This window comes from Pradoshia sp. D12 (genome assembly GCF_008935075.1).
GTDB lineage: Bacteria > Bacillota > Bacilli > Bacillales > Pradoshiaceae > Pradoshia.
This window is the reverse complement of the sequence record NZ_CP044545.1, coordinates 377,607-401,996: the sequence shown is the minus strand read 5'-3', so window position 1 is coordinate 401,996 and position 24,390 is coordinate 377,607. Positions and strand designations below refer to the sequence as shown.

21 protein-coding genes are annotated in these 24,390 nt (G+C 36.4%); 4 read left to right on the top strand and 17 right to left on the bottom strand.

Features of this window, described 5'->3' with window-relative positions:
- Nucleotides 1-26 precede the first annotated feature (26 nt).
- Both F7984_RS02055 and xylA read right to left on the bottom strand, forming a co-directional pair.
- Nucleotides 27-1,637 carry a glycoside hydrolase family 43 protein gene (locus F7984_RS02055; protein WP_066108416.1) on the bottom strand — a complete coding sequence of 537 codons (1,611 nt, stop codon included), beginning with the start codon at nt 1,635-1,637 and terminating at the stop codon, nt 27-29.
- A gap of 127 nt (nt 1,638-1,764) precedes the next feature.
- Nucleotides 1,765-3,072, bottom strand: coding sequence for a xylose isomerase (xylA, locus tag F7984_RS02050; protein WP_140462140.1), 1,308 nt, complete (start codon nt 3,070-3,072; stop codon nt 1,765-1,767).
- Nucleotides 3,073-3,322: 250 nt separating this feature from the next.
- Between xylA and F7984_RS02045 the strand changes: the two genes are divergently transcribed.
- Nucleotides 3,323-4,483 (top strand): ROK family transcriptional regulator, encoded by a 1,161-nt coding sequence (locus F7984_RS02045; RefSeq protein ID WP_066108420.1) that lies wholly within the window; start codon nt 3,323-3,325, stop codon nt 4,481-4,483.
- Nucleotides 4,484-4,866: 383 nt separating this feature from the next.
- On the opposite strand, the gene F7984_RS18860 is transcribed toward F7984_RS02045, so the two are convergent.
- On the bottom strand, nt 4,867-5,019 hold the full coding sequence (locus F7984_RS18860; protein ID WP_187393502.1) for a hypothetical protein: 153 nt from the start codon (nt 5,017-5,019) through the stop codon (nt 4,867-4,869).
- 612 nt (nt 5,020-5,631) lie between these two features.
- On the opposite strand from F7984_RS18860, the gene F7984_RS02040 reads away from it, so the two are divergent.
- Nucleotides 5,632-6,900, top strand: a complete 1,269-nt coding sequence (locus F7984_RS02040; RefSeq protein ID WP_066108425.1) for an MFS transporter — start codon at nt 5,632-5,634, stop codon at nt 6,898-6,900.
- Nucleotides 6,901-7,715: 815 nt separating this feature from the next.
- On the opposite strand, the gene F7984_RS02035 is transcribed toward F7984_RS02040, so the two are convergent.
- The 3 genes from F7984_RS02035 to F7984_RS02025 are packed head-to-tail and all read right to left on the bottom strand — an operon-like array spanning nt 7,716 to nt 9,611.
- Nucleotides 7,716-8,447 carry an ABC transporter permease gene (locus F7984_RS02035; RefSeq protein WP_066108426.1) on the bottom strand — a complete coding sequence of 244 codons (732 nt, stop codon included), beginning with the start codon at nt 8,445-8,447 and terminating at the stop codon, nt 7,716-7,718.
- Nucleotides 8,447-9,178, bottom strand: coding sequence for an ABC transporter ATP-binding protein (locus tag F7984_RS02030; RefSeq protein WP_066108428.1), 732 nt, complete (start codon nt 9,176-9,178; stop codon nt 8,447-8,449). Before F7984_RS02030 ends, F7984_RS02035 begins: the two co-directional genes overlap by 1 nt.
- Before the next feature lie 4 nt (nt 9,179-9,182).
- On the bottom strand, nt 9,183-9,611 hold the full coding sequence (locus F7984_RS02025; protein WP_066108432.1) for a helix-turn-helix transcriptional regulator: 429 nt from the start codon (nt 9,609-9,611) through the stop codon (nt 9,183-9,185).
- Between the two features lie 1,044 nt (nt 9,612-10,655).
- Here F7984_RS02025 and F7984_RS02020 point away from each other — a divergent pair.
- Together F7984_RS02020 and F7984_RS02015 are read left to right on the top strand one after the other, a co-directional pair.
- Nucleotides 10,656-11,183: a sigma-70 family RNA polymerase sigma factor gene (locus F7984_RS02020; RefSeq protein ID WP_140462139.1), complete on the top strand. Its 528-nt coding sequence runs from the start codon at nt 10,656-10,658 to the stop codon at nt 11,181-11,183.
- Complete coding sequence (locus tag F7984_RS02015; RefSeq protein ID WP_140462138.1) at nt 11,161-12,156, top strand: DUF4179 domain-containing protein; 996 nt, start codon at nt 11,161-11,163, stop codon at nt 12,154-12,156. The genes F7984_RS02020 and F7984_RS02015 overlap by 23 nt, the downstream gene beginning before the upstream one ends.
- Nucleotides 12,157-12,259: 103 nt before the next feature.
- Here F7984_RS02015 and F7984_RS02010 read toward each other — a convergent pair whose 3' ends face one another.
- From F7984_RS02010 to gatB, 11 genes are all read right to left on the bottom strand, one after another.
- Complete coding sequence (locus tag F7984_RS02010) at nt 12,260-12,457, bottom strand: hypothetical protein (protein ID WP_140462137.1); 198 nt, start codon at nt 12,455-12,457, stop codon at nt 12,260-12,262.
- A gap of 127 nt (nt 12,458-12,584) precedes the next feature.
- Nucleotides 12,585-13,085 (bottom strand): hypothetical protein, encoded by a 501-nt coding sequence (locus tag F7984_RS02005; protein WP_192796828.1) that lies wholly within the window; start codon nt 13,083-13,085, stop codon nt 12,585-12,587.
- A gap of 268 nt (nt 13,086-13,353) precedes the next feature.
- On the bottom strand, nt 13,354-14,007 hold the full coding sequence (locus F7984_RS02000) for a TetR/AcrR family transcriptional regulator (protein ID WP_139892750.1): 654 nt from the start codon (nt 14,005-14,007) through the stop codon (nt 13,354-13,356).
- Nucleotides 14,008-14,047: 40 nt separating this feature from the next.
- On the bottom strand, nt 14,048-15,112 hold the full coding sequence (locus F7984_RS01995; RefSeq protein ID WP_066108436.1) for an ABC transporter permease: 1,065 nt from the start codon (nt 15,110-15,112) through the stop codon (nt 14,048-14,050).
- A complete protein-coding gene (locus F7984_RS01990) occupies nt 15,109-15,840 on the bottom strand; it encodes an ABC transporter ATP-binding protein (protein WP_066108437.1) in 732 nt (243 codons plus the stop codon). Before F7984_RS01990 ends, F7984_RS01995 begins: the two co-directional genes overlap by 4 nt.
- Before the next feature lie 184 nt (nt 15,841-16,024).
- Nucleotides 16,025-16,576, bottom strand: a complete 552-nt coding sequence (locus F7984_RS01985; RefSeq protein ID WP_140462135.1) for a ribonuclease FAU-1 family protein — start codon at nt 16,574-16,576, stop codon at nt 16,025-16,027.
- Between the two features lie 165 nt (nt 16,577-16,741).
- The gene (locus F7984_RS01980) at nt 16,742-17,581 is read right to left on the bottom strand and encodes a tyrosine-type recombinase/integrase (RefSeq protein ID WP_140462134.1); all 840 of its coding nucleotides are present in this window, start codon (nt 17,579-17,581) and stop codon (nt 16,742-16,744) included.
- 290 nt (nt 17,582-17,871) lie between these two features.
- A complete protein-coding gene (rlmD, locus tag F7984_RS01975; RefSeq protein ID WP_140462133.1) occupies nt 17,872-19,248 on the bottom strand; it encodes a 23S rRNA (uracil(1939)-C(5))-methyltransferase RlmD in 1,377 nt (458 codons plus the stop codon).
- Nucleotides 19,249-19,488: 240 nt separating this feature from the next.
- Nucleotides 19,489-20,469: a diacylglycerol kinase gene (locus tag F7984_RS01970; protein ID WP_139892753.1), complete on the bottom strand. Its 981-nt coding sequence runs from the start codon at nt 20,467-20,469 to the stop codon at nt 19,489-19,491.
- A 97-nt stretch (nt 20,470-20,566) separates the two neighbouring features.
- Complete coding sequence (locus F7984_RS01965; protein WP_140462132.1) at nt 20,567-22,729, bottom strand: GDYXXLXY domain-containing protein; 2,163 nt, start codon at nt 22,727-22,729, stop codon at nt 20,567-20,569.
- Nucleotides 22,730-22,959: 230 nt separating this feature from the next.
- Nucleotides 22,960-24,390: an Asp-tRNA(Asn)/Glu-tRNA(Gln) amidotransferase subunit GatB gene (gene gatB, locus F7984_RS01960; protein ID WP_140462131.1), complete on the bottom strand. Its 1,431-nt coding sequence runs from the start codon at nt 24,388-24,390 to the stop codon at nt 22,960-22,962.

Sequence of the window (24,390 nt, the reverse complement as noted above, 5' to 3'; positions counted from 1 at the left end):
ATAAGTAACTAAGAGCTACAATTTATTTATTTTTCTTGATACTTGAAGTAATCAAATTTAGCTTCTAGCTCATAACCAGAATAGTCTACGTTCACCATTCCTACAAATGCACCTGTAAAGAAACCGCCATAGCTTTGATTCACATAATCATCAGATAGGATCTTGGCATCCAATTGGACAGGAATATCTATCCACGTTAATCCGTCAAATGAATAAGCATATGTATAATAGCTCTTCTTCACAACCGTCTTAAAGTAAACATATTGAACTTCTTCTGGAATGGCAATTGCCCTTTCCTTTAAATAGCTAGTGAGTACACCACGATTATTCTCAGTCACTTCAATTACACGACCATTAAGCTCGTTCCAGGTTACTTGAACCATGGACCAATGCTGACTATTGTAGTAATTAGTCAGTCCAGCCATTTGTTGAAAAGTTGTTGGGTGATAGCTTAATTTTGTTTCTGCTTCAAATTCAAATGCCTGCCATCTTCTAGCCACAAGTGAATTTTCATGCAGATTAGTTAAGCTTCCAGAGCCCATCAATACAAGATGACCATCTTTGATTTTTCCAATTTGTTCTGTAAATGGTACACGTAGAGTGTTAAAGTGAATGTTTAACTCTGGTTGATCAAAATCATCCATCACCAAATAGTTAGAAGGATAACTATTTGGCACCACATTTTTAGGCGGTTCCACTTCAACGCATCCTTGTTTTCCACCAACAATCATTGGCCATAAATCTTTCGACCATTCAACTTTTTGAATCGCAGTTTCTCTTCCTAACGTACACCAGCCACGAGGATCATGGCTAGATTCGTAAGAATGGTGCCATGGACGTCCCGTTAAATGGGCGAAATACCATTCTCCATCCGGTGTATCCACTAAAGACCCATGCCCACATTTTTGCAAAGGATGATCAGGATGATTAAAAGCGGTCAGGAACGTATCTGGTTGACTTTCATATTCACCATAAATCGAAGAAGATCTAGCTACAACTTCTTGGTGTGTATAAGTTGTTCCGCCTTCGGCACAGAAAAGATAGTACTTTCCGAATAATTTATACAGATGTGGACCTTCAACCAGTTTTACATCCGTACCCTTCCATATAATCTTTGCGGTTTCTGGAAGTAAGCGTTCATCCTGCACAGAATACTCCGTGCACTTAATACCATTAAATGGATGATGGTATTCTCGATGATCCCATTCCATTTGCAGCAGATATTTCCGCCCGTCATCATCATGAAAAAGGGAAGCATCAAAGCCTACTCCATTTAATTTGATTGGTTTACTCCAAGGGCCATGGATATTTTCTGAGGTGGTCAGATAGTTTGTACAATCCTTAAACGCACCGTTTACCACTTTCACATCAGTATAAACTAACCAAAATTTCCCGTCAGCGTAAGATAGATCCGGCGCCCATATTCCCCCAGAATCCGCATTTCCTTTCATATCCAGCAATTCAGTAGTTGATAATGGATGCGAAACTAATTGCCAATGAATCAAATCCTTTGATTCATGAATCCTTACACCTGGAAACCACTCAAAAGTAGAAGTCGCAATATAATAGGTATCTTCTACGCGAATAATAGAAGGGTCTGCATTAAAGCCTTTTAAAATAGGATTTGTAATTTTCATGATAAACTCCATTCTTAAGTTCTTTATACGCTATTCCATAAAGACGGTACCCTGTTAAATCAATACTATATAATAGGTTTAAAAGATTAAGTAGCTTATACACTGTGACTGGAGATGTAAATCCTTTTTAGTATAGATAGTCATTTAAGCGAGATTTCACGTATTCAATATGACTGGATTCCAATTTGATGTCATCTAATTTTAATGCGTATTCTGTCAGGCTTTCTAAGTCTTCCTTGCCATTAACAATGGAAGCTCCAATTCCTTCATAGAAAGAGGCATAGCGTTTTTCTTTCAAACTATCAAAGAAGCGATCTTCTTTTAATTTAGCCGCTGCTTTTAGTCCTCTAGCAAATGTGTCCATACCGGCAATATGGGCTAAGAACAAATCTTCCATTTCAAAGCTGGAACGACGCACTTTAGAGTCAAAGTTAATACCACCTGGTGCAATTCCTCCATTTTCTAGTACACCATACATGGCCATCGTAACATCATAAACATTTGTTGGGAATTCGTCTGTGTCCCAACCTAGCAGAACATCACCTTGGTTCGCATCGAGAGATCCTAAGGCATTATTTATGCGTGCAACTTCAATCTCATGTTCAAATGTGTGGCCAGCAAGTGTAGCATGGTTTGCTTCAAGGTTCAGCTTAAATTCACCAGTAAGATCATATTTTTGGATAAACTGTAATGCGGTAGCAGCATCAAAATCATATTGGTGTTTAGATGGCTCTTTTGGTTTAGGTTCAATCAAAAATTGTGGTTTATGATTAATCTTTTCTCCATAAGCTACAGCCATCTTGAATAAACGCGCAATATTATCTTGTTCAAGAGCCATGTCTGTATTCAATAGTGTTTCATAGCCTTCACGGCCGCCCCAGAACACATAATTTTCGCCGTTCAACTTTTTGGAAATATCAAGCCCTTTTTTGACTTGTGCCGCTGCATAAGCAAATACATCTGCATTATTAGTAGAAGCTGCTCCATTTACATATCTTGGATGACTAAACATATTTGCGGTATTCCACAGTAATCTGATTCCAGTTCTATCCATTTGTTCTTTTATCAAATCAGTAATTTCATCTAGATTTCTATAGAACTCTTCTAAAGAATTACCTTCCGGCGCAATATCCACATCATGGAAGCAAAAATATTCAACGCCTAGTTTCTCTAAAATTTCAAAGAAAGCGACCACACGGTTTCTAGCTGTATCCATTGCTGTTTCACCAAACCAAGTTCGTTGATTTGTAGGCAAACCAAATGGATCACTACCATCTTGTGTCATTGTATGCCAGTATGCGACCGCAAATCTCAAATGTTCTTTCATTGTTTTGCCGGCCACAACCTCTTCTGGATTGTAATAACGGAAAGCAAACGGGTTATCTGAGTTTTTTCCCTCATACTTGATTTTTCCTACATTCGGAAAATAAGTCATCTGAAATCCTCCTCCCAAACTAAGCAAGTTAGTTTGTTTATATGTTTTACTAACTTGATTGTAGTCGCTTTCATTTTAGTAGTCAAGTAATTTTCGCACTATAATAAATTTATACTAAATTACTACTTTTCCAACAAATGACTAGTAAATTACTACTTTTCCAACAAATGACTAGTAAATTCATGAAAAATCTATTAGTATATTAGTTAGTATGTTTAATAAATAAATTAACAAAGGAGGTGTTTATGATATGGAAAACTCTCATTATATTATACGTACTCAAAATGAATCCCTTTGTCTGGAGACGATTATTAATAATCTAGGTGTGTCACGAGCTGAACTGGCTACCATAACTGGTTTAACTAAAGCTACTGTCTCTAGCATCGTTAAGAAATTACTGGATGACAATTTAGTCACTGAAACAGGCAGTGGTCAAAGCAGTAATTTAGGCGGACGTAAACCCATCAAGCTACAATACAATGGAAAATCCGGTCTCTCTATCTCTATTGATGTTGGATATAATTACATTCGCGCCTTATTAACTTATCTTGATGGTGAAGAAATTTCCTACATTGAGAAGAAACCAATTACCTTAAATGAAGACACCGTCAGATCTTATTTTTCTGAGATATTCTCTTCTTTTGATAAGATAAAGCCTAAATCGCTCTACGATATTATTGGTGTAGTAATCGCTGTTCATGGACCTGTTTTTAATGGAAATATTATTTTTACTCCACATTACAATTTAGATAAGATTCGATTCCGTGAAATAACTGAAAGCCTAATTGATTACCCTATATTTCTAGAAAACGAAGCTAACTTATCAGCGCTAGGTGAGTATACTTTTACATCTGAATCCTCTAGTTTAATCAGTATTAATATTCATGGAGGTATAGGTGCCGGTATCGTCCGAGACGGAATTATACAAACTGGTTCGCATGGGTTCGCTGGAGAGATTGGCCACCAAATTATCTCTGCTGGCGGTAAGAAGTGCAAATGCGGGAATCTCGGGTGTTTAGAAGCCTATGCCTCAAATAAAGCTTCCTTTGAATATTTTGCACAATTAAAAGATATGGATTATGTCAATGCAATTATTTTAAGAGAATACTATAACAATGGGGATACTGATGCCAAAAAAGTCGTCAAGGAGAATACACGCTATTTAAGTTTCGGTATAAATAATATGATTGCCCATTACGACCCTGAGGTTATCGTTTTAAATAGTTCTCTTTACCGCGAAATTCCTGAAATGATGACAATGTTAAAAAATAATCTATATAGCACTTTTTCTAAATGTATAATTGTTCGAAACAGCAAACTTAATGAACGAGCTACTCTTCTAGGAGGCTTAGCCTTAAATCTCCAAAATTTCCTTGGTATTAAACATATGAAATTCAATACAAAGGCTTAGTGGAATTTTCAGATGGACCTAATGGATTTCTTTGCGTTTGCTCTCGTTCAAATGATTTTCCATAGGTAAAAATGCCCAAGTAGTCAACTATGCAGACTTGTTTGGGCATTTTCAATTAGATTCCCAGAACTTGCATGCATCAAGGCTCAAGCGACTTTACCATGTTCATTAGGCCACACAATGGATAACCAGATAAAAGAGCTGAAAATGCTATGAGGGCATAAATAAAACGTTCGCTTCCGATCCCTGTTAGCCATAAATTCCATGTACCGCAATTTTCATAGTAATTGCCCTCGAATTTACTGACAAATCGTAAAGTTAATCTCATTTCACCCCTCTCTTCACTTCAATTTCAAATATTATATATAGCAAGGCCTTTCTTTTCACGTTTTCGCATGCAAAAAAGCCGGTGAAATTTTACTTATCGTAAACACTTCACCGGCTTGCCTTTTTGCTAAAACACAGTTACTCTCCGCTTTATATGTCCATTCATATCCCTTCGTTTCGAATTTACCAATCGAATAGTTTATAGCCACTTTTTCATAAGTTTGGATGGCACATTATTACAATCACAAACGAATGAAGGCAAAATTAAAAGACCTAAACCCGGTTGAATAACGGACTCAGGTCCTCAAAGCAGCATGACTATTTATTTCTAACTTTCTTGGGTCAGATCAAAAAAGGGCTGACTTCCTTATTTTAATATAAGCTTCGCTACACTTTCCACGTGTGTGGAGTGTAATTGACAACACATGGGATGTTGGTGATGTTTTTAAATAACCTAAAAGAATATATAGAAAGCGTAAGTTGGCTTCTAACAGCCAAATTATTTGCAAGTCCCAAATGTCTCTTATGTTGCTTCACCTTTAAATTGCCAATCTTACTTTCTATTGATCTTATTGATATAGCCGATTCAACAATATACTGAGTAAAATCTTTGAACTTTTCATTAGCTATATTAAAAACAGGTGTTAATCCTACTAAGCTTCGATAAAGGTATTATGTGAGTATATAAAAAAGAGGAAGGTCAAAATTGTAACTCTCCTTTTTTATAAGGTAAAATAAATATAGAACATACTGATATATTTTTTTGCGAAAGCAAAGGGTTATGGAAAGAAAAAATTATACAGGGACAGGAGGGGTAGAACATGCAACAGAAAAAGAAAAAAATTCATTTTGCTTGGTGGGTATTGTTTGGGTTAGCCATTATGATGGGTGTTGCACGTGGTGGCATAAATAATGCTGCTAGTTTATTTTTAACACCTGTGTCAGAAGATTTAGGCGTTGGTATGGGACAACTTACCCTATACTTGAGTGTCTCTTCCATTGCGATGATGGTATTCTTGCCGTTTGCCGGAAAGATAATGGGTAAATACGATATTCGTATGGTCTTGATTGTATCCATTCTGTTACAAGGTGGTGCATTTGCGTTATTTGGAATGATGAATTCGGTATGGGGCTGGTATTTATTAGCGATTCCGCTGTCTGTCGGTAGTGTTCTTGTGACACAATTGGCAGGTCCCGTTCTTATAAACCAATGGTTTAAAAAACGAAACGGACTAGCCCTTGGTATTATGATGGCAGCGAGCGGTATGTTTGGGGCGATCATTCAACCGAATGTAGGAACGTTAATTGCCTCACAAGGTTGGAGAACTTCTTACATCATTGTTGGGATTGCGGCGATTGTCATTGTAATACCAGTGGTTTTACTGTTCATTCGTATGTCACCACTACAAAAAGGTCTATTACCTTATGGCTTAGACAAGGTAGAAGCTAACGATTCGAAACAAGATGCACAAACGGTAGAAAACAAAGGTGTCACAGCCGCAGTGGCGAAAAAGTCATTGGCCTTTTATGCTCTATTATTCTTTTTATTCTTAATTACCGCGGTTGCAAGTTTTGCTCAATTTATTGCCCCTTACGCACAAAGCATTGGGTATGATGTCCAGTTTGCCGGAAATGTCATGGGTGTGTTCATGTTTGGTGTTTTAGTTGGATCATTGGTGTTCGGTTTCTTGACCGATAAAATGGGTGCAAAGAAAACCACCTTTTTCTCCATGTTCGTCGGATTGATTTCCGTTTTCTTATTGATCTTCATACCAGACAATCCAATGGTATTTTCAGTGGCAATCGGATTATTTGGATTTGTTTCTTCATCAGTTGGAACGCTAGGACCGTTATTGACTACTTCTATCTTCGGCACGAAAGAATATGGCGCCATTTATGGAACGGCAGCATTAGGATTAGCATTAGCAGGTATTACGGCGCTCCCTGCTTATGGGTTTGTATTTGATGCAACGGGCAGCTATCTATACGTGTTATATGCTGTTGCAGGGATGATTCTGTTAAGTGTCTTGTTAATCATCATTGCGTTCAAAGGTAAAGAAAAATTAGAAAAAGCGGGTCAATGGAATTAAGCGATATAGTTAAGGAGTAAGCGAAATCACATCTGTGGTTTCGCTCTTTTTGATACCCTCCTTTTTCACTTGTCTATTAGCAGTTTGCTTTAAACCCAAAGGGAACGTTTTCTTTAGAGCAAGGAAAACGGAAATATTCCCGAATAGAAATCAGCAAAGGGGAGCTAAGAATGAGAGTAGATATAAATACATAGAAAAATATAGCTTGCTTTTATGGGTCTGTATTGGACTTGAAAGGCGAAAGAATTATGAGGATACGACTACCAAATTTTTTTAAATAGTATTACCGATTGAAATCATTAAGAAAATTTTCTACTGCTATATATTGAAAAAGTACAGTACTTAAATCTAATTACAGGGAAAAGAAAAAAGCAGCGCCAAAGGGCAACTGCCTTATTTCAATACTAATTTTGCTACACTTTCCACGTGTGTGGAATGTATGTGGCAACACAATGGGATGTTGGTGGGTTTATCAACATCTTTACCTGTTTTCGTAAGGATTGTTGCTTTTGTCTAATATTTATTCGAGATATGAAAACAGGCACCTTCAGAAAGAAAGTCGGTATACTTGCTCTTAAACAAACGCCCCCGTTAGTTCAATAAGGAAAAGAGAAGCAATCTTATTCAACAATTGCGCCTTTTAATTGAATAACAATCAGCTTTTAAGCTCATTTTCTAATTTGTCTAAGAAAGTATTTTTTTATTTTCAGCAACGTAACGGAGGCTAGCGCTTTCTATTTCAATAATCAACTTTAACAGAGCTATTAATTTTAATAAAAAAACCTACGTTTAAGTAACGTAAGTTTGATTAACAATTAATTTTGCTGAATTTTATATTTGAAAATAAAAATCGAAAGACTAAAAAGGACAGCTGCATAAACTACCACAACATATAAATGGGGAAACATTGCGCTAAAGTCTTCTGCCACAATTGCTCGAACTAAATCAACAGCGTGGACGAATGGCAGGGCATAAGCGACTTTTTCAAAAGCTCCTCCAACTAACGATAAATCTAACCATGCGCCAGATAAAAATGCTGTTAAGTTAGTTAATAAAGCTCCGCATAAGCCTACTGCTGCCTTTTCGTTAAATAAGGAGCCACATAACAGTCCGATTCCTATGAAAATAGTAGATGTAATGAGTAAGGCAATAAATGCAAATACATGGTTGAAAGATAGCTCCAAACCTAAAAAGTAAGCGGTTATAAAACAAGTAATACTTTGAAGCACAGCAAATATCCCTAAAGGAAGCGTATATCCAATAATAAAATCACTTGCTTTCATAGGAGTAGTTAGCAATCTTATTAAATAAGAAGTAGAACGGTCTTTTCCTAACGTTTGTGCTGCAAAGAAAGCAATGAAAGAAAGGCTAAATACTGCGATGCCAGGTGTCAAATGTTCAATATTAAAAAGTGCTTCTGGAACATTGCGATTAATCGCAGTTAAAATCATAAGTAAAATGATTGGAAAGACTATACCAAAAAATAATGAAATCGGGTCACGTACAATTTCTTTCGTACAACGTCCAGCAAATGCCAATGCCCTCATTATAATTCGCCTCCTGTTACGAAATGCACAAATGCATCCTCAAAGTTTTCTTTACTTGCTGTTGTAAGGAGCTCGTCTACTGTACCTAGTGCCTTTATTTCGCCATCCCTCATAATACAAATGCGATCACACAATGCTTCCGCTTCTTCTAAATAGTGCGTCGTAAGTACAATTGTAGTCGTCTCTCTCAGTTTATTAATCATTGCCCATAGTTCCTGGCGGCTAATAATATCTAACCCTAATGTAGGTTCATCTAAAAATAAAATTTTTGGATCTGCAATGAGAGCCATTGCAATACTTAACTTTCGTTGCCAACCACCGGATAATTTTTTACCACGTTGATGTTCGTAAGGCTGTAGTGAAAACTGGCTAATTAAAGCCTCCGTTTTTTCAATGGACTCATCCTTCGAAAAGCCGTGAATGCGTGCCATTAATAATAAATTTTCGCGCACAGATAAATTTGGTGCAATGGACGTTTCCTGAGGTGAGACAGCGAGTAATCCCCGAATACTTGGCAACTCTTTACTAAGCGAATGCCCAAGTACAAGCGCATCTCCTGAAGTCGGTTTGGCAAGGCCACTTAACATATTGATAACTGTCGTTTTACCAGCACCATTTACTCCAAGGAGTCCGAATAGTTCACCTTGGTTAATCGTAAGTGTCATCGGAGAAACGGCAACTTTTTCTTTAAAGCGTTTTGATAAACCTTGAAGTTCAATTGCAGCACTCATTAATTTATTCCTCCTCTTTTTGATGATTTTTCACCATATTTAAAAACTGTTTAATCATTTTTTCAGGTGCTAACGCCAACCCACGATCCTCATCCCCTATAATAACGACTGAATCACCTGGGGTAATTTGAAAAATTTCACGGGCTTTTTTGGGAATTACAATTTGACCACGTTCCCCTACTGTTGCTGTCCCAAAAAAATGCTGGCCTTTGGGTGGAATATCTATACCCATTTCTTCTGGGTTATGGTTTACTAACGCATCTAAGGTTACTCCGAAGAAATTGGCAATATTCATACTATGGTGTAAATCTGGTGTCGATTCGCCTTTTTCCCATTTTGCAATTACTTGACGTGAAACATTTAATTCTTGGGCTAATTGCTCCTGAGTTAGATTATGACGTTTTCTCATCGAGCATAAATTCATATTAATCATACTTTTCATCCTCTCATATGTAATTATAAATACTATTTTAGTAGTAAATCTACCAACGGAGTATAACATTAATGTTATTATTCGTAGCAAAATGTAAAATGAAAATAGATGTGAATGATAAACCCCACATTCTAACAAACCGTAAAATTTTTAAGACTTTAGCTCTGTTAAAATTGAATGTTAAGAAAAAGAGGGATAGCCTCCTTTACGGCTATCTACAATTATTTAATAAGAAAATTAAATCTACTACTAATTACCACTTAAAATCTTCTCTCATTTTTCAACGTTGAAATTTAACATATCCTAATTAAAATATCTACCTGAGATGCTGACTAAACAGCATCTCAGGTAGATATTTTATAATTCCGTACTTACTTACGATACGGTCTTACCTGATGTAATGCTATACAAGTAAATATTTACTTGACAATATGGACCGATTGTTGAACATAAGTTTAATATCGATCTTCAACTAACCTGCCCCTTTAGCAGCATAGAAAAAGACTCAATCGACCAATTATATAAATTGATTGAGCCAATGAAATTAAACAAGTCATTAATCCTTTTCTTTGTTTAATGACTTGTTTAATTTTCTTATTTCTTTTGTTTGATCAATAATATTGTTATTCAAAACTCTTAAGGCATTATATATCGCAAAAATCCCAGCGAACAATAAACAAAACATCAATAAATCCAAATTCCACACCTTCTTAAATCAATGATATTTCAATGGTAATGCAAGTGGTTAAATATGTAAATAACAATGAGCATTTAAAGCTAACCTGCCCCGATACTTCTATAAGAAGTTCAACAGAAAAGAGCACCAATCCTCCTTGATCAATGCCCCTGTTAGTTTAAGTGTATTTATTAACAATAATTCAATAGAGAAACTCTCTAATCACTAAAAAACCACCTATAATTTGATATTTCATTTCCCAATCAATTTCATACTCCTAACATCTAAACCGATAAAATAGTATATTTAAAAAAAATGAAACCTTTTAACATATATCCACCTCTAATGAGTGAAAGGAGGGAAAAAAGTTGGATGAGTTGATTTTAATCAGAAAAGCGATTCAGGGTGATTCAGAAGCATTTGAACAATTGCTAATTGTACATAGCGATCGCTTATATAGAACAGCATATCTGTATGTTGGAAATCGAGATGATGCTCTAGATGTCATACAAGAGACAGCTTATAAGGCATTCTCCTCCATAAAGCAATTAAGGCACGAAGAATTTTTCTTAACTTGGATAACAAGAATTCTCATTCACTGTGCGTATGATGTTCAAAAGAAAAGGCAAAATGTAGTTGCTTTAGCAGAACAATTCACCTTACCGAGAGAAAAAATTGATGAAAAGATAGACCTTACTGAAGCGATAGGGAAATTACCAGAAAAATATCGGACGAGTATTATCCTTTTCTATTATAACGATATGAGTTTGAAGGAAATTTCCAAAACCTTAGACACACCTGAGAATACCATTAAAACATATTTGAGCCGTGGAAAAAAACTGTTACGAAAGTTATTAGGAGGGGATTATTTTAATGGACAAAAACACATTCTCTAACAAAGTTAACGAAGTCGATGTACCAAAAGAAGATGTTTTACAATCAATAAAAATGGGGATTAGTCGATCGGTAGAAGAACAACGACCTAAGAAAAGGAAAAAATCTATTTTAAAGACTTGGCTTATGACAACTGCTGCTGCGGTAACCCTAATGTCTTCTAGCTTCATCGTCCCTTCTTTTTCAAGAGTGTTGGCGGATGCACCAATAATCGGAGGTTTGTATGCAACCTTTAACGATATGGTTGGGAGGAACTTAGAAAAGCAAAATCTAGTGAAGGAGCTCAATCAGACCTTTACAAGCAATGGTGTGGATGTTGCGTTAACAAGTGCATACTATGACGGATATCTAATTGGAATTACGTTTGATGTGAAAGGGAATCTCCAGGAGAAAGATGGATATTATTATGCATTATATGAATTGTTTAATGGCGACCCATTGGCGGATGAGACAAAGGAACTGACTACTTTGACAAAAACGAGAGATGGATATACTGGACATATCCGAATTGTTTATCCATATAAGGACCTGCCTAAGAATGATACCATTCCCATTTCCTTTGAAGAAATAGGGATGAACAAAGGCAATTGGCAATTTGATGTACCTGTGCAACAAAACCCAGTCGAGGAATACGTGTTTGAAAACAAAGAAAGCACGAATCCAGAGGGCGATGTGGTATTTAAAGTGGATTCTGTTATAACTGGTAAAGCTTCTACTGCCATCATTTATAGCGTAACTTATCCAAAGGGGAAATTAGATTCCTCTTTTGCAATGCTGAATGTTGACAGTAATGCTAAATTAACAGAGGAAGGAACAAGTGATGGGAAAATCGATCAACTAACAAATGGAGATGAGACAACTATTGTTAGAAAATTAGTTATTCCTAAATTGCTGCGAAATACAACTTTAACTGTTTGGCCATCATATGCTGAAACACATTCACCTGTAGAACCAATAATAATAGATATCCCTTAAACAAAAGGCGTGCATAGAATAATCTATCGCACGCTTCCTCATTTTCTTCTTTAACTAAACTGCCCCGTTTGTCTAATAATGACTAGAACATACTGACATCTATTTACTGTTTATTTTTCTTTTTGGCATTCACATACCCAACTGTTCCGACTATTGTAATTAAAATCAAAACATACATATCCGTAGTCAGTATGCCTTCCTTTACCAATGACAGTTCATCGTATGTTCTAATCAAGAGACCAATTGGCGGGAAAATAAGAAGCGACAAAAAGAACTTTTTCCTGACTTCTAAATCTTGCATAGTAATCCCCCTTAAAGTATTACATTCCTTCTTCCGCTAAACTGCCCAGTTTCTACAATAAGGAATTCAACAAAAAAGAGCATTAATCCTCCTTTGGATCAACACCCCCGTAGTTAAATAAGAACCTTTACTTGCTGTTTCTTCTTAAGTGATTTTTTGCTTCGTTCACGATAGTTCTAATTAAGGCGACCTTACTTAATTTAGAATGATTATCTCCATATTTAAAATCATCTAAAAATTCGCTGATGTTGTACCATTCTTCTAGGTCTTCGGGATAATCTAGGTCTTGAACTATCTCATAAATCTGATATGCTATATCAATCGCATTATTTTCATTTTCTAGTATCTTTTTTGATAATTGATGAATGTAAAATTCTGCACATTCTGTATATGTTGGTTCCTTTATGCTTAGCTCACTTACAGCATTTCTAAAATAACCTTCCACCTCAAAGATATTAAGAGGTTCTCTTAGAGAAGAAAGGATATTCAAAGAAAAAGATGAATAATCATTTTCCAACATCCTCAAAGCCCAATTAATATAGTCATTAGGTTTAACATTGCTTTGATGTATTTTATAATACAAAATAGAAGTTTCTATATCATTCTCCCCTGTCATTTTATTAACCAATTGTTCCAGACTATATGCCTTAACAATTCTTTGTTATCTTCTTCCACTAACCTGCCCCGTTTGTTCAATAAGAAATTCAACACAAAAAGGCATTAATCCTTCTTCTTGGATCAACGCCCCTGTTAGTTTAAGTACAAACATTCACAATGTTTATTATGTGAATTGGCATAATTCCATCATTTTTCTGTATAAAAAGGAAAGGCAGCTAAAATATAGCTGCCTTTAAATGAAAAGAGAGGTTATCCATAATCTTCAAAGAAAAATCCCTCTATTGAGGAGATTGTCCAAGACCATTCAGTATAAAAAATATGGCTTCCTCAATTTCATTTTCGCTAACCGAATGTTTATTTAACAATGCAAAATTAGAAATAAATAATCCACCTATTACAGTGCCTAGCATTTTTAAAATTATTTCATTCGGTATATCTCTAATTTCGCCCCGTTGTTTAAACGCTTCAATCACTTTTATTAAGTGATTGGATCCAACTTCTAAAACAAAGGGAAGGAATTCGTTTCTAAGTTCCTCTTTATAAAATATTTCCTTAATGAACACCTGAAATATTTCTCTATTTTCCGCAAGAAAAGCACTACGATTTGTTAAAAGAACTCTTAAGAATTCCTCAAAAGAACGCTTATCATTCATTAATTCCCCAATGAGTTCATCTGCCATCGTAGGAAAAAAATCTTTTAGAAAAGGAACCATAATAGATAACAATAAATTTTCCTTTGTTCCATAATGTTTGAAAATTGTTCCTTCTGCTACGCCTGCTTTTTTAGCTATTTCAGATGTTGATGTATTTGAATATCCTTTTTCCGCAAAAGAGGTGATAGCAACCTCAATAATTTTCTTTTGCTTAACCGTTTGTTTATTGGATTTTTCAAGTATTTTAGCCATTTCATCCAGTAGATTATTATTAACCATTTAAATCACCATCTTTGCGTAAAGCTGTATCGCTTCCGTATTATAGCTTACGATACTTTTTCAAAGCAAACAAATTTAAAACGATAAATACTGCTGCAAAAGCCAATAGAATATATAGATTACTACTAATTTCAGATAAACTTAAGCCCTCGTACATTACTCCTTTTAATGCATCTGCTGCATAATACAACGGCATAAAGTTTGCGAATACTTGTAGCCAATCCGCCATTCCCTCAATGGAGAAAATACCTGAGAAGAATATTTGTGGCACAATAATAATTGGTATGAACTGAATCATCTGAAACTCGGAACTTGCGAAAGAAGATAATAATATTCCAAGTGACAAGGCTACAAGGGCGATGATGACATTGATTAACATAACAGTCCAAATGGAACCAACTAAAACCATATCTAATACATTTATCGCAAACAAAACGATTATAACTGTCTGTATCAATGCCAGTAAACCATAGCCAACAAGGTATCCTGCGACAATCTCTCCTCTTTTAATAGGGGTTGCTAATAGTCGTTCCAACGTGCCAGTTGTTCTTTCGTTTAATAAGCCTATGCCAGAGATTAAGAAGACGAAGAAGAAGACAAAGAACCCGACTAAAATAGGACTAAAGGTATCAAAAAGCTCTGTTTCACTGCTGCCATAAACATAATTTGTGTTCAAGGAATCTTGTGAGAGCAATTCACTCTGTATTGCGTTAGTCCCCATCAATTTTAATTGCTTTGCTTGAGTATCAATTTGCTTTACTTTCATTTCTAAGCTTTTTGCTATTGTCGGATCATCATTCAGTAAAGTTAAGGTTGTTTGATCGCCTTCCACTTGTAAAAAACCATCTAAATCTTTATCAAGTATCATATCCTTAACATTAGAAACTTTGTTATATTCTTTTACTACAATATCTGCGTCTTCTAATTTTTCGATGATTTGCTGATTCCCATTAGCAACTCCTAAAACAGGATCAACGGTATTTCCATTAAAGACTAGGTTCATTAGTGTTAATACTAATAATGGAGCAACAAAGAGAAGAGCCAATGTACGCTTATCTCTAAGTATTTGCAATAAAATCCTCTTAATAAGTGCTACTGTTCTCATTGTACTTTCCTCCCAGCATCCAAAAATACCTCATCTAAACTATTGACATTATATTGTTCTTTCAATTGGCGAGGTGTGCCAGATGCTATGAATGAACCATCTCTAACCATTGCGATATAATCACATTTTTCGGCTTCATCCATTACGTGAGTCGTTACAATAATCGTTTTGCCTTCCTCGTTTTTCAATCTTAACAGCTCATTCCAAATACTTAATCTTAATTCAGGATCTATTCCCACAGTAGGTTCGTCTAATATCAAAACTTGGGGATCCTGAATTAAAGCGATTGCAAGAGATAATCGACGTTTCATACCACCTGAGTACGCTGACACTCTTTTATTAAGATCTGCGGTCAAGTTAACTAATTGTGCTGCATAGGCAATCCGTTTCTGTTTTTCAGTTTTGTTTAATTTAAAGAGCGATGCGAAAAACATAAGATTTTCTTTACCAGTAAGTGCTTCATATAAGGCATCTGATTGTGCCATATAGCCAATTTTTTGCAAGATGTTTAAATTAGGCATTTTTTCACCTAATAAATGGACGTAACCTTCATCAGGAAAATCCATTCCAACAATCAACTTTATCAAGGTTGTTTTTCCTGCTCCTGAAGGCCCTATAAAACCATAGATACTACCTTGTTTAATATCTAAGTTGATATCTTTTAATACCACTTTTTTGCCGAAACTTTTCGTTACTGCTTGTATTTGAATAGTATTAGTTTCATTCATTATGTAATCCTCCTTTCAAAAGTGAGCGTTTACTCACTTAGGTTGATTATAATTCCAAGTTAACTGGTTTTCAATAAAAAAAAGTGAGTAATTACTCACTTTTTTTTAAAAGGGTTTATATATTATATTTCTTATGCAACTAACCTGCCCCGTTACTTCCATAAGAAATTCATTACAAAAGGGATTAATCAGGCTTTTTTAATTCATTGGCTAAGAATTCTTTATGATGATGAGATAAATCAATCAATTCAAAGCTTTTATTTTTTATTAACTCAGTAAGGGTTTGTGCCTCATCCCAAGCTATATCGTAAAGAGGTTTGTCAATAATTCCATTAAAAAAAGCCTCTTCAAGCTCATCAGCATCTTTTTGAATTACTTCTCCAGAAGGCAACAAAATGATATCTAAATACAAATCATCCAAATAGGGAATATCATTATCTACACCATTCTCAAGGCAAACATCAATATACCATTGCACTATATTCCCGTTATTATCAAACATTGTCGTTACTGAATGCTTTTTTTCTAAGGGGAATTGTTGAAGCCACATATAACCATCATCAACAATACATATATTCTGTGCCTTATATCGAAAGAATAATGGTTCAGCAACTTTAATTATTTGTAATAGGGATATATAGCCCTTAAATTCTTTAGTATCTAAAAACACTTGTGCATATTTTTTATCCAAGACACGTTTCCATTTTGAACAGTTTGCATATTTTCTCTTTAGCATTTTCATCCCCCAAACTAAAAAAACAATTTCCTAATTATAACATTTGATTTAGGGTGTATTGCTATAAAATGGTTGTTTCTTATTGAACTAAACTGCCCTTTAGCTCTATAAGAGGTTCAACATAAAAAGGCATTAATCCTTCTTGGATCAATGCCCTTGATCGTATCAGAAAAACTTTTTATATAACTCCCTTCGCAATGCCCCACTTAAATAAGCGTAAATTTTAGTCGTTTCGCTCTTTTCGTGTCCCATCAAATTTTGAATGACTTCTAAAGCTGCCCCATTATTCAATAAAGTAGTGGCATAACTATGTCTCAACTGATGGGGGTGAATACTTTTATTGATGCCAGATCTTTTCGATATCTGTTTTATGATATATCTCATTTGAGCTATGCTCATACGATGAGGAGCACGTACGGTTACAAATAAAGCTTCTTGATCATCTGTTCTCTCATCCAGGTACCTCTTCAACCAGATATCACACCTAGTATTAAAGTAAACTTCTCTTTCTTTATTTCCCTTACCTAAGACAATTACGGACTGGTTAGAAAAATTAATAGATTGTCGATTCAAATTAACGGCTTCCCCAATTCGACAACCGGTTGAATACATAAACTCGAACAATGCATTTTCTAATGTTGTATCACAAGCTTCTCTTAAATGCTCAATTTCTACTTCAGTTAAAAACTTTGGTATGCGGACATCTAGTTTCGGTTCCTTAATTTTCGCGGCTGGATTACCATTCAGGACATTTACATCTTGAGCCCATCTAAACAACGACTTTATAAAACGTATCCTATGACTCAGGCTAGCAGCCTTTAATTGATCAGCAACATTCCCAAGATAAAGCTTTAATGAATCGGTGGTTATTTCATCAAGGGATCGATCACCGAGATTCCGGATTAACAAGTTTAATTGGACATTATAGGCTTTTAAAGTCTGAAATGAATATCCTTGGATCTGTTTATCAGCTTTATATAAATCCCACGCTTCAGATAGTATCATCCTATTACTCTCCTAATCTATTTTTATCAGTATAGACAAATAGAAAGGAAGTAATACTCCAATTTTATTAAATGATTTCTTATGAAACTTTTTTATAAAAGATAAGATTTATAAGGTTTTATTTAAAAACCACGAGGGCAATTCTATTACTTAACTCCACAGGTACTACAAATTTTTGTAGAAAAAATTACTTGTAAATCTAGTGAGGAAATTAGGATTAAGTATCACTTCGTAATTCCTTTGTAAGAAACGAAAAAAGGCAGTGCCCCCTATTTAGAGGGCTTACTGCCTTATTTTAAAATAAGTTGCGAGACACACTCTACGTGCATCGTTTGCGGGAACATATCCACAGGCTGCACTTCCACCGTTTGATATCCATGCTCCTCCAAATACATTAAGTCACGTGCCAATGTTGCTGGGTTGCAGGAAACATAGACGACTTTTTTCGGCTTCATTTCTGCGATGGTGTTTAAGAGATTTTCGTCACAGCCTTTACGTGGTGGATCGACAACTAATACGTCTGCTGTGATTCCTTCTTCATACCAGGCCGGGATGACGGTTTCAGCACTGCCTACCGAAAAGTCGACATTGGTGATGCCGTTTAGTTCTGCGTTCTTTTTGGCGTCTTCGATTGCTTCTGGGACGATTTCGACTCCATATACCTTTTTGGCTTTTTGTGCTAAAAATAAGGAAATTGTACCGATTCCGCAATAAGCATCAATAACCGTTTCGTTACCTGATAGATTCGCATACTCCAGCGTCTTATCATAGAGAACCTTCGTCTGAGTAGGATTCACTTGATAGAAGGAACGCGGAGAGATGGCAAATTTAACATCACCGATATAATCATAGATCACTTCTGCTCCCCATAATACTGTTGTTTTCGACCCAAGAATAACATTTGTCTTCAAGGAATTCACATTCTGAATAATGGATTTAACCCCAGGAACTGCATCAATAATCTCTTTGATGATTTCTCTCGCATGCGGGAGCTCAGGTGTTCTTGTTACAAGGACAACCATAATTTCACCAGTCACTTGTCCATGACGTACCATAATATGACGAAGCAATCCTTTATGATTCCGTTCATCATAGGCACGGACACGGTACTTTTCGCAAATATTCTTCACTGTGCGGATCGTATCGTCGTTTTCTGAAACCTGAATCAGACATTCATCCATATTAATAATTTCATGTGAACGTTTAGCATAAAAGCCGGCAACTAAGCCGCCTTCCATTTCTCCAACAGGTACTTGGGCTTTATTACGATAGTTCCATGGCTGTTCCATACCAAGTACTGGATGGACCGGTACATCAGGCAGTTTTCCGATTCTCGCCATAATTTCCCGAACCATTTTTTCCTTTGCTTTCAGCTGGCCTTCATAGGATAAATGCTGAAGCTGGCAGCCTCCGCACTGACGATAAATTGGACAGGGAGGCTCTACTCGATCAGGACTTTCTTCCAATAGCTCCATCAAGCGGCCAAAGGCATAGCCTTTATTAATTTTGGTCACTTTAATGCGGGCTTTTTCTCCCGGTAAACCAAACGGAACAAAAATAGGATACCCTTCCACTTTTGCAACTCCGGAGCCTTCATGAGTCAGATCTTCAAATACAACATCTATATAATCATTTTTTTGAATTGGCGCTTTTTTCTTTTCAGTCATTCTTTGCTAACCTCGATTTTTTATTGAGTACTCATGATTGTATCATAAAACAGGACAGACAGATAATCCATGGATTTTACCATAAAGTGAAACTTTGCTCAAACGGGTTTTCATTCATCTCCCATTGAGGAGTAATTGACTACTCAGGTTCTGCTGGCGCTTATCTTCCAATTTAACTTCTGCTTACGTTTAATATAGAGGTGTCTATGCTAGTTTGAACGGGATAAAAAAACCAACCTCTTAAAGAAGTTGGTCTAAATCTGGCTTCTCAAATACGGCATCGTCTGAAACAAGTATATGCCGATCTGTTATTTTCTGCTTTTCGTGTACGCTTTCCGGCACGAATACATCCAAATGACGATAGAGGTTAACAAATTCAGCAGGTGCCAAACCGCCAAACTCTCCATCTAAATTTAACTGCAGCTTTTCGGATGAATGTACTTTAATGCGGTTCGCCTTCACATATATCACAGACGGATCATGAATATGCTCTCCTCGTAAAGCCAACGCTGCGATCCGTACAAAATCTGGCAGGTTAATTTTCTTTAGAATTAAAAGCGTAAACATACCATCATTGAGGGAAGCATCTGGTGCTAAGCGTTCAAAACCAGCAACTGAGTTCGTGTTAGCAACAAGGAAAAGCATTGCATCACCTTCAAACAGTTTACCGTCATATTCTATTGACACCGGAGTCGCCTTAAGAGACGGAAGCAACATTTCCAACCCTTTCATATAATAGGCCAGCTGTCCCAGTCTGGTTTTCAGCTTGCTTGGCACTTCATATGAAAGCTCGGTTAAGCGGCCACCAGCTGCTATATTGATGAAATAACGATTATCCATTTTTCCAATATCAATTGGAATCGTAAGCCCTTCTGCAATAGTTTCAGCAGCTTCAAGTATCGATTTCGTTGATATACGTAAAGCGCGAGCAAAATCATTTGTGGTACCTACTGGGATAATTCCCAATTTAGGTCGGTATTCCTGTTCGGCCAATCCATTTACCACTTCATATATCGTTCCATCTCCACCCGCTGCAATAACCACGTCATAGCGCCTTTCCACAGCAATTTGTGCCGCTCTTGTCGCGTCGCCCGCTCCAGTAGTTGCATGACAGGAAGCTTCATATCCAGCCTTCTCTAAAATTTCCAAAACCTCAGGTAACTGTCTTTTAAATGCTTCTTTCCCGGAGGTAGGATTGTATATTATCCTTGCCTTTTTCATAATCAATCATCATCCTATATTACAAATTCGGAGTTAATATATCTGTCAAAAAAAATACCTCTACTATTATACATCCGTGATAAAACAATTGCTAATTTTACTTATCTTCGGGCAGATTTGATGATACACTGATCAAAATGGCATCCCCATTACTGCCGACTTTTATATTTGCATATTTAGCATTCTGTTCTACTTCTATCCCCGTGCCTTCTTCAATGAAAAAATTCTCAATGCCATAGGTAATCGTATTTCCATTTGCTTTTCCTGTAACAATCACTTGATGGTCATCTGTTCTTTCTTTTTTAGCTTCTTCTATAGTATCATATATCCCTTTCATTTGATAAATCCCTTTTGAATTCTTTTCCACAAGCACATATACACGATCATAACGTTCATCGGAATCTATCTGGCTAATATTATAGGATAATTGAACATAATCCCCCTGTATAATAGAACGCGGGTCAACCGGCTCTACTTTTAAGATAATATCTGTCCCATTCCGTAAGATCGTTTCCTTCTGAAAAATAATCACGATCAGGATGATTAGCTGAACGAATACAATTGGTACCCATTTACGCACACTCCTTAGGACAAATTCGAATCGCCCCGTGCTATTGTTTCTTTCTGTTTTCTTATCCAGATAAATTGCTATAAAGAAGAATATTGCTCCTACAATCGCAAAGGTAATCGACTTATGGAGCAGTGTCCAAAATAAATCATAGTATTTATAAGCGAGGTATCCGATCAGATAAAGAATAGCGGCATACTCTAACCAGTGATTTCTTTTATGTACAACACGGTATGTAAAATAAACCAGGAAGAAAAGATAACTGAAATTGTAAAGGTAGTAAAGCACACTGTTTTCCGAGAAAAATGTAAGAATGAGCCAAAGTGTCAGAATCGCAACCAGGTTCCATCCTTTTGTATATGGATTTTTTAGCCAAAAGTAAAGTCCAAAGGCTAATGCAATCAGTAGTATGACGACCAACTCACCTGATATTCCTGAGAATAATTCATAGAGCAGAAGTACCACTGCATAAATCGTCCCACCTAAACCCAATGGGTATATGATTCTCTCTCTTTCACGCCAGGTTGTATAGCCAATCAGGAGTAAATAGATGATTAGAACAACGCTTGAGTGATACCACAGAATCGAAGATGAAATAAGCCAGCCCGTCAACATCACTGTGTATCGAAGAATGGATTGCTCCCTGCCAATATGACTGCCAATTGGAACGAGAATGACCATACTCACCATTAACCATGCGATATCCTCACCTAATCCAATCAAATAAAGCATACCGATTAAAGAGGAGGATAAAAGTAAAACTGCCAGGAAAACAAAGACTAGCTTAATAAGTGTTGGGAGAAAGTTATTTTCATCATTTGTTTTGGAAGCAGTGAATTTAGCCAGCCATTTAGAGCCCAAAATAATGAGGGTGATTGCAATAAGTAACCCAACAAAATATGCTAAGAATCCATTTATCCATGATGAAACCATGATAAACTGCGCTATGAGATTAATTGAAATTCCTAAAGAAACAATGACAATAACTACTTTATTCTGTCTGTTATTCATATAGTCATAGAAAATCCAGCCCGAAATGAGGGCAACTGCCAGATAGACAAAGATCCCGATATAAGAAAAAGCATGCTCCTCATTAAATAAATAGATAGATGTCCACCGGATAGTCAGTTCAATAGATAATAACTGAATCCAGGCGCTGGATAAATAAGAAATAAGCCTTGGTCCTCTTTTTGAGAAGCCATACAGACAAGCAATGTTTAACATAATGACTCCCAGAAGAATTAATGTGTGCTCTGTATTACTTCTATCAATCCAGCTATTTAAAGGAAAGAAATACGTGTATACCGTTATATTCAAAAGTATGTAGGATTGAACAAAAAATATCGGATATTGGGTAAACACAGCTAACAGGACAGAGGGAATCAGCCACACTAAAAATAATGTATAGCTATCAGCGTGTGAATTATATACCTGCCCCAAAAGTGCTACCACTACTCCAAATGCGATTGATCCTCCCCAGAATATCCAGGCTCCTACGTCCTGCTGATGCTGCTTCCATTTTGAAAAGCCATAGCTTACTCCGTAAAATAAAAGCATTAAAATTACGATTAATGCTATTTTCACATAGCGGTCCATTCCTCCCCAGTTGGCCGCAAAAAAATAAATGATCGCGCTCAACCCAAAGAGCAGCCCAATCAGGTAACTTGTTTTCGTCATCTTTTCATACTTCAATCCTTTCACCCCTTTTCTCTATCATGTATATTCTTTCTACTCATCAAAAAAACCTCCACCTTACCAAAGTTGTTAACACCTAAATAACTGACTAATCTGAAAATATGTATATATCTACCATATCAAACTTTCCGACAGAGAGGAACCTAAAAAAAGCCGACAAAGACTGTTGGCTTTCCAGTGATACTTAAAAAGCCTCCCATACATATAGGGAGGCTGTCAGTTACCATTTATCTTTTTTGAAGCTCTTCCATGATCAATTTATTGACCATTTGCGGATTGGCTTGCCCTTTTGTTGCTTTCATCATTTGTCCAACAAGGAATCCAACCGCTTTTTGCTTACCATTTTTAAAGTCCTCAATGGATTGAGGATTCTTATCCAATATTTCTGTGACGATTGTACGTAAGGCTCCCTCATCAGAAATCTGTACAAGACCTTTTTCCTTTACAATCGTTTCAGGATTTCCACCATGCTCCACTAATTCTTTAAATACAGTTTTAGCAATTTTCGAAGAGATTGTACCATCCGTAATCAATTTGATTAAGCCAGCTAATCCTTCTGGAGTAAGAGCCGTGTCATGCAGTTCTTTTTGAGACGTTTTTAAGTAAGCTGAAAGCTCACCCATAATCCAGTTGGAAGCCTGCTTAGGTTCAGCACCGGCAGCCGTTGTTGCTTCAAAGAAATTGGCTGTTTCCCTTGTAACAGTTAGCACACCCGCATCATATGCCGGCAGTCCGAAATCTTCTGTATAACGCTTGATCCTTGCATCCGGCAATTCAGGAATTTCCGCACGCACACGGCTTTTCCATTCATCATCGATATATAATTCAACTAAATCTGGTTCAGGGAAATAACGATAATCATCAGAGCCCTCTTTAACACGCATCAAAAGGGTAGCACCTGTCGCTTCATCAAACCTGCGAGTTTCCTGCTGGATTTCTCCGCCTTCATTCAGTACTTCCGCTTGTCTTTGTTGTTCAAACTCAAGTCCTTTACGAACAAAGTTGAAGGAGTTTAAGTTCTTCAATTCCGTCTTCGTACCAAACTCTTCCTGACCATATGGGCGTAAGGAAATATTCGCATCACAGCGTAAGCTTCCTTCTTCCATCTTACAATCAGACACACCTGTGTATTGAATTATCGTTTTTAGTTTATCAAGGTAAGCATACGCCTCCTCAGGTGTACGAATATCCGGCTCAGAAACAATCTCGATAAGCGGTGTTCCCTGTCTGTTATAATCACACAAAGAATAGCCATCAGCAGTGTGTGTCAATTTCCCGGCATCTTCTTCTAAATGAAGACGAGTAATTCCGATTTTTTTCTTCTCACCATTTACCTCAATTTCAATCCAACCATTTTCACCAATCGGTTTATCAAACTGTGAAATTTGATAAGCTTTCGGATTATCCGGATAGAAATAGTTTTTACGATCAAATTTTGTATCAGTCGCCACTTCACAGTTCAGTGCCATTGCTGCTTTCATAGCATATTCAACTGCTTTTTTATTCAACACCGGTAAAACACCTGGATATCCTAAGTCGATAACGGATGTATTCGTATTAGGCTCCGCTCCAAATTGGTTCGGAGAGGAGGAGAATATTTTTGATTCGGTTTTTAATTCAACATGGACCTCAAGCCCAATGACTGTTTCGTATTTCAA

What these genes read in the sequence shown, in the direction of transcription:
- F7984_RS02010 (WP_140462137.1), bottom strand. Translation starts at nt 12,457, where the DNA reads ATGCAAGATTTAGAAGTCAGGAAAAAGTTCTTTTTGTCGCTTCTTATT.
- F7984_RS02025 (WP_066108432.1), bottom strand. Translation starts at nt 9,611, where the DNA reads ATGATTAATATGAATTTATGCTCGATGAGAAAACGTCATAATCTAACT.
- F7984_RS02040 (WP_066108425.1), top strand. Translation starts at nt 5,632, where the DNA reads ATGCAACAGAAAAAGAAAAAAATTCATTTTGCTTGGTGGGTATTGTTT.
- F7984_RS01985 (WP_140462135.1), bottom strand. Translation starts at nt 16,576, where the DNA reads ATGCTAAAGAGAAAATATGCAAACTGTTCAAAATGGAAACGTGTCTTG.
- F7984_RS01980 (WP_140462134.1), bottom strand. Translation starts at nt 17,581, where the DNA reads ATGATACTATCTGAAGCGTGGGATTTATATAAAGCTGATAAACAGATC.
- F7984_RS02045 (WP_066108420.1), top strand. Translation starts at nt 3,323, where the DNA reads ATGGAAAACTCTCATTATATTATACGTACTCAAAATGAATCCCTTTGT.
- F7984_RS01990 (WP_066108437.1), bottom strand. Translation starts at nt 15,840, where the DNA reads ATGAATGAAACTAATACTATTCAAATACAAGCAGTAACGAAAAGTTTC.
- F7984_RS01995 (WP_066108436.1), bottom strand. Translation starts at nt 15,112, where the DNA reads ATGAGAACAGTAGCACTTATTAAGAGGATTTTATTGCAAATACTTAGA.
- F7984_RS02035 (WP_066108426.1), bottom strand. Translation starts at nt 8,447, where the DNA reads ATGAGGGCATTGGCATTTGCTGGACGTTGTACGAAAGAAATTGTACGT.
- rlmD (WP_140462133.1), bottom strand. Translation starts at nt 19,248, where the DNA reads ATGACTGAAAAGAAAAAAGCGCCAATTCAAAAAAATGATTATATAGAT.
- F7984_RS02000 (WP_139892750.1), bottom strand. Translation starts at nt 14,007, where the DNA reads ATGGTTAATAATAATCTACTGGATGAAATGGCTAAAATACTTGAAAAA.
- xylA (WP_140462140.1), bottom strand. Translation starts at nt 3,072, where the DNA reads ATGACTTATTTTCCGAATGTAGGAAAAATCAAGTATGAGGGAAAAAAC.
- F7984_RS02015 (WP_140462138.1), top strand. Translation starts at nt 11,161, where the DNA reads ATGGACAAAAACACATTCTCTAACAAAGTTAACGAAGTCGATGTACCA.
- F7984_RS01970 (WP_139892753.1), bottom strand. Translation starts at nt 20,469, where the DNA reads ATGAAAAAGGCAAGGATAATATACAATCCTACCTCCGGGAAAGAAGCA.
- F7984_RS02055 (WP_066108416.1), bottom strand. Translation starts at nt 1,637, where the DNA reads ATGAAAATTACAAATCCTATTTTAAAAGGCTTTAATGCAGACCCTTCT.
- F7984_RS02030 (WP_066108428.1), bottom strand. Translation starts at nt 9,178, where the DNA reads ATGAGTGCTGCAATTGAACTTCAAGGTTTATCAAAACGCTTTAAAGAA.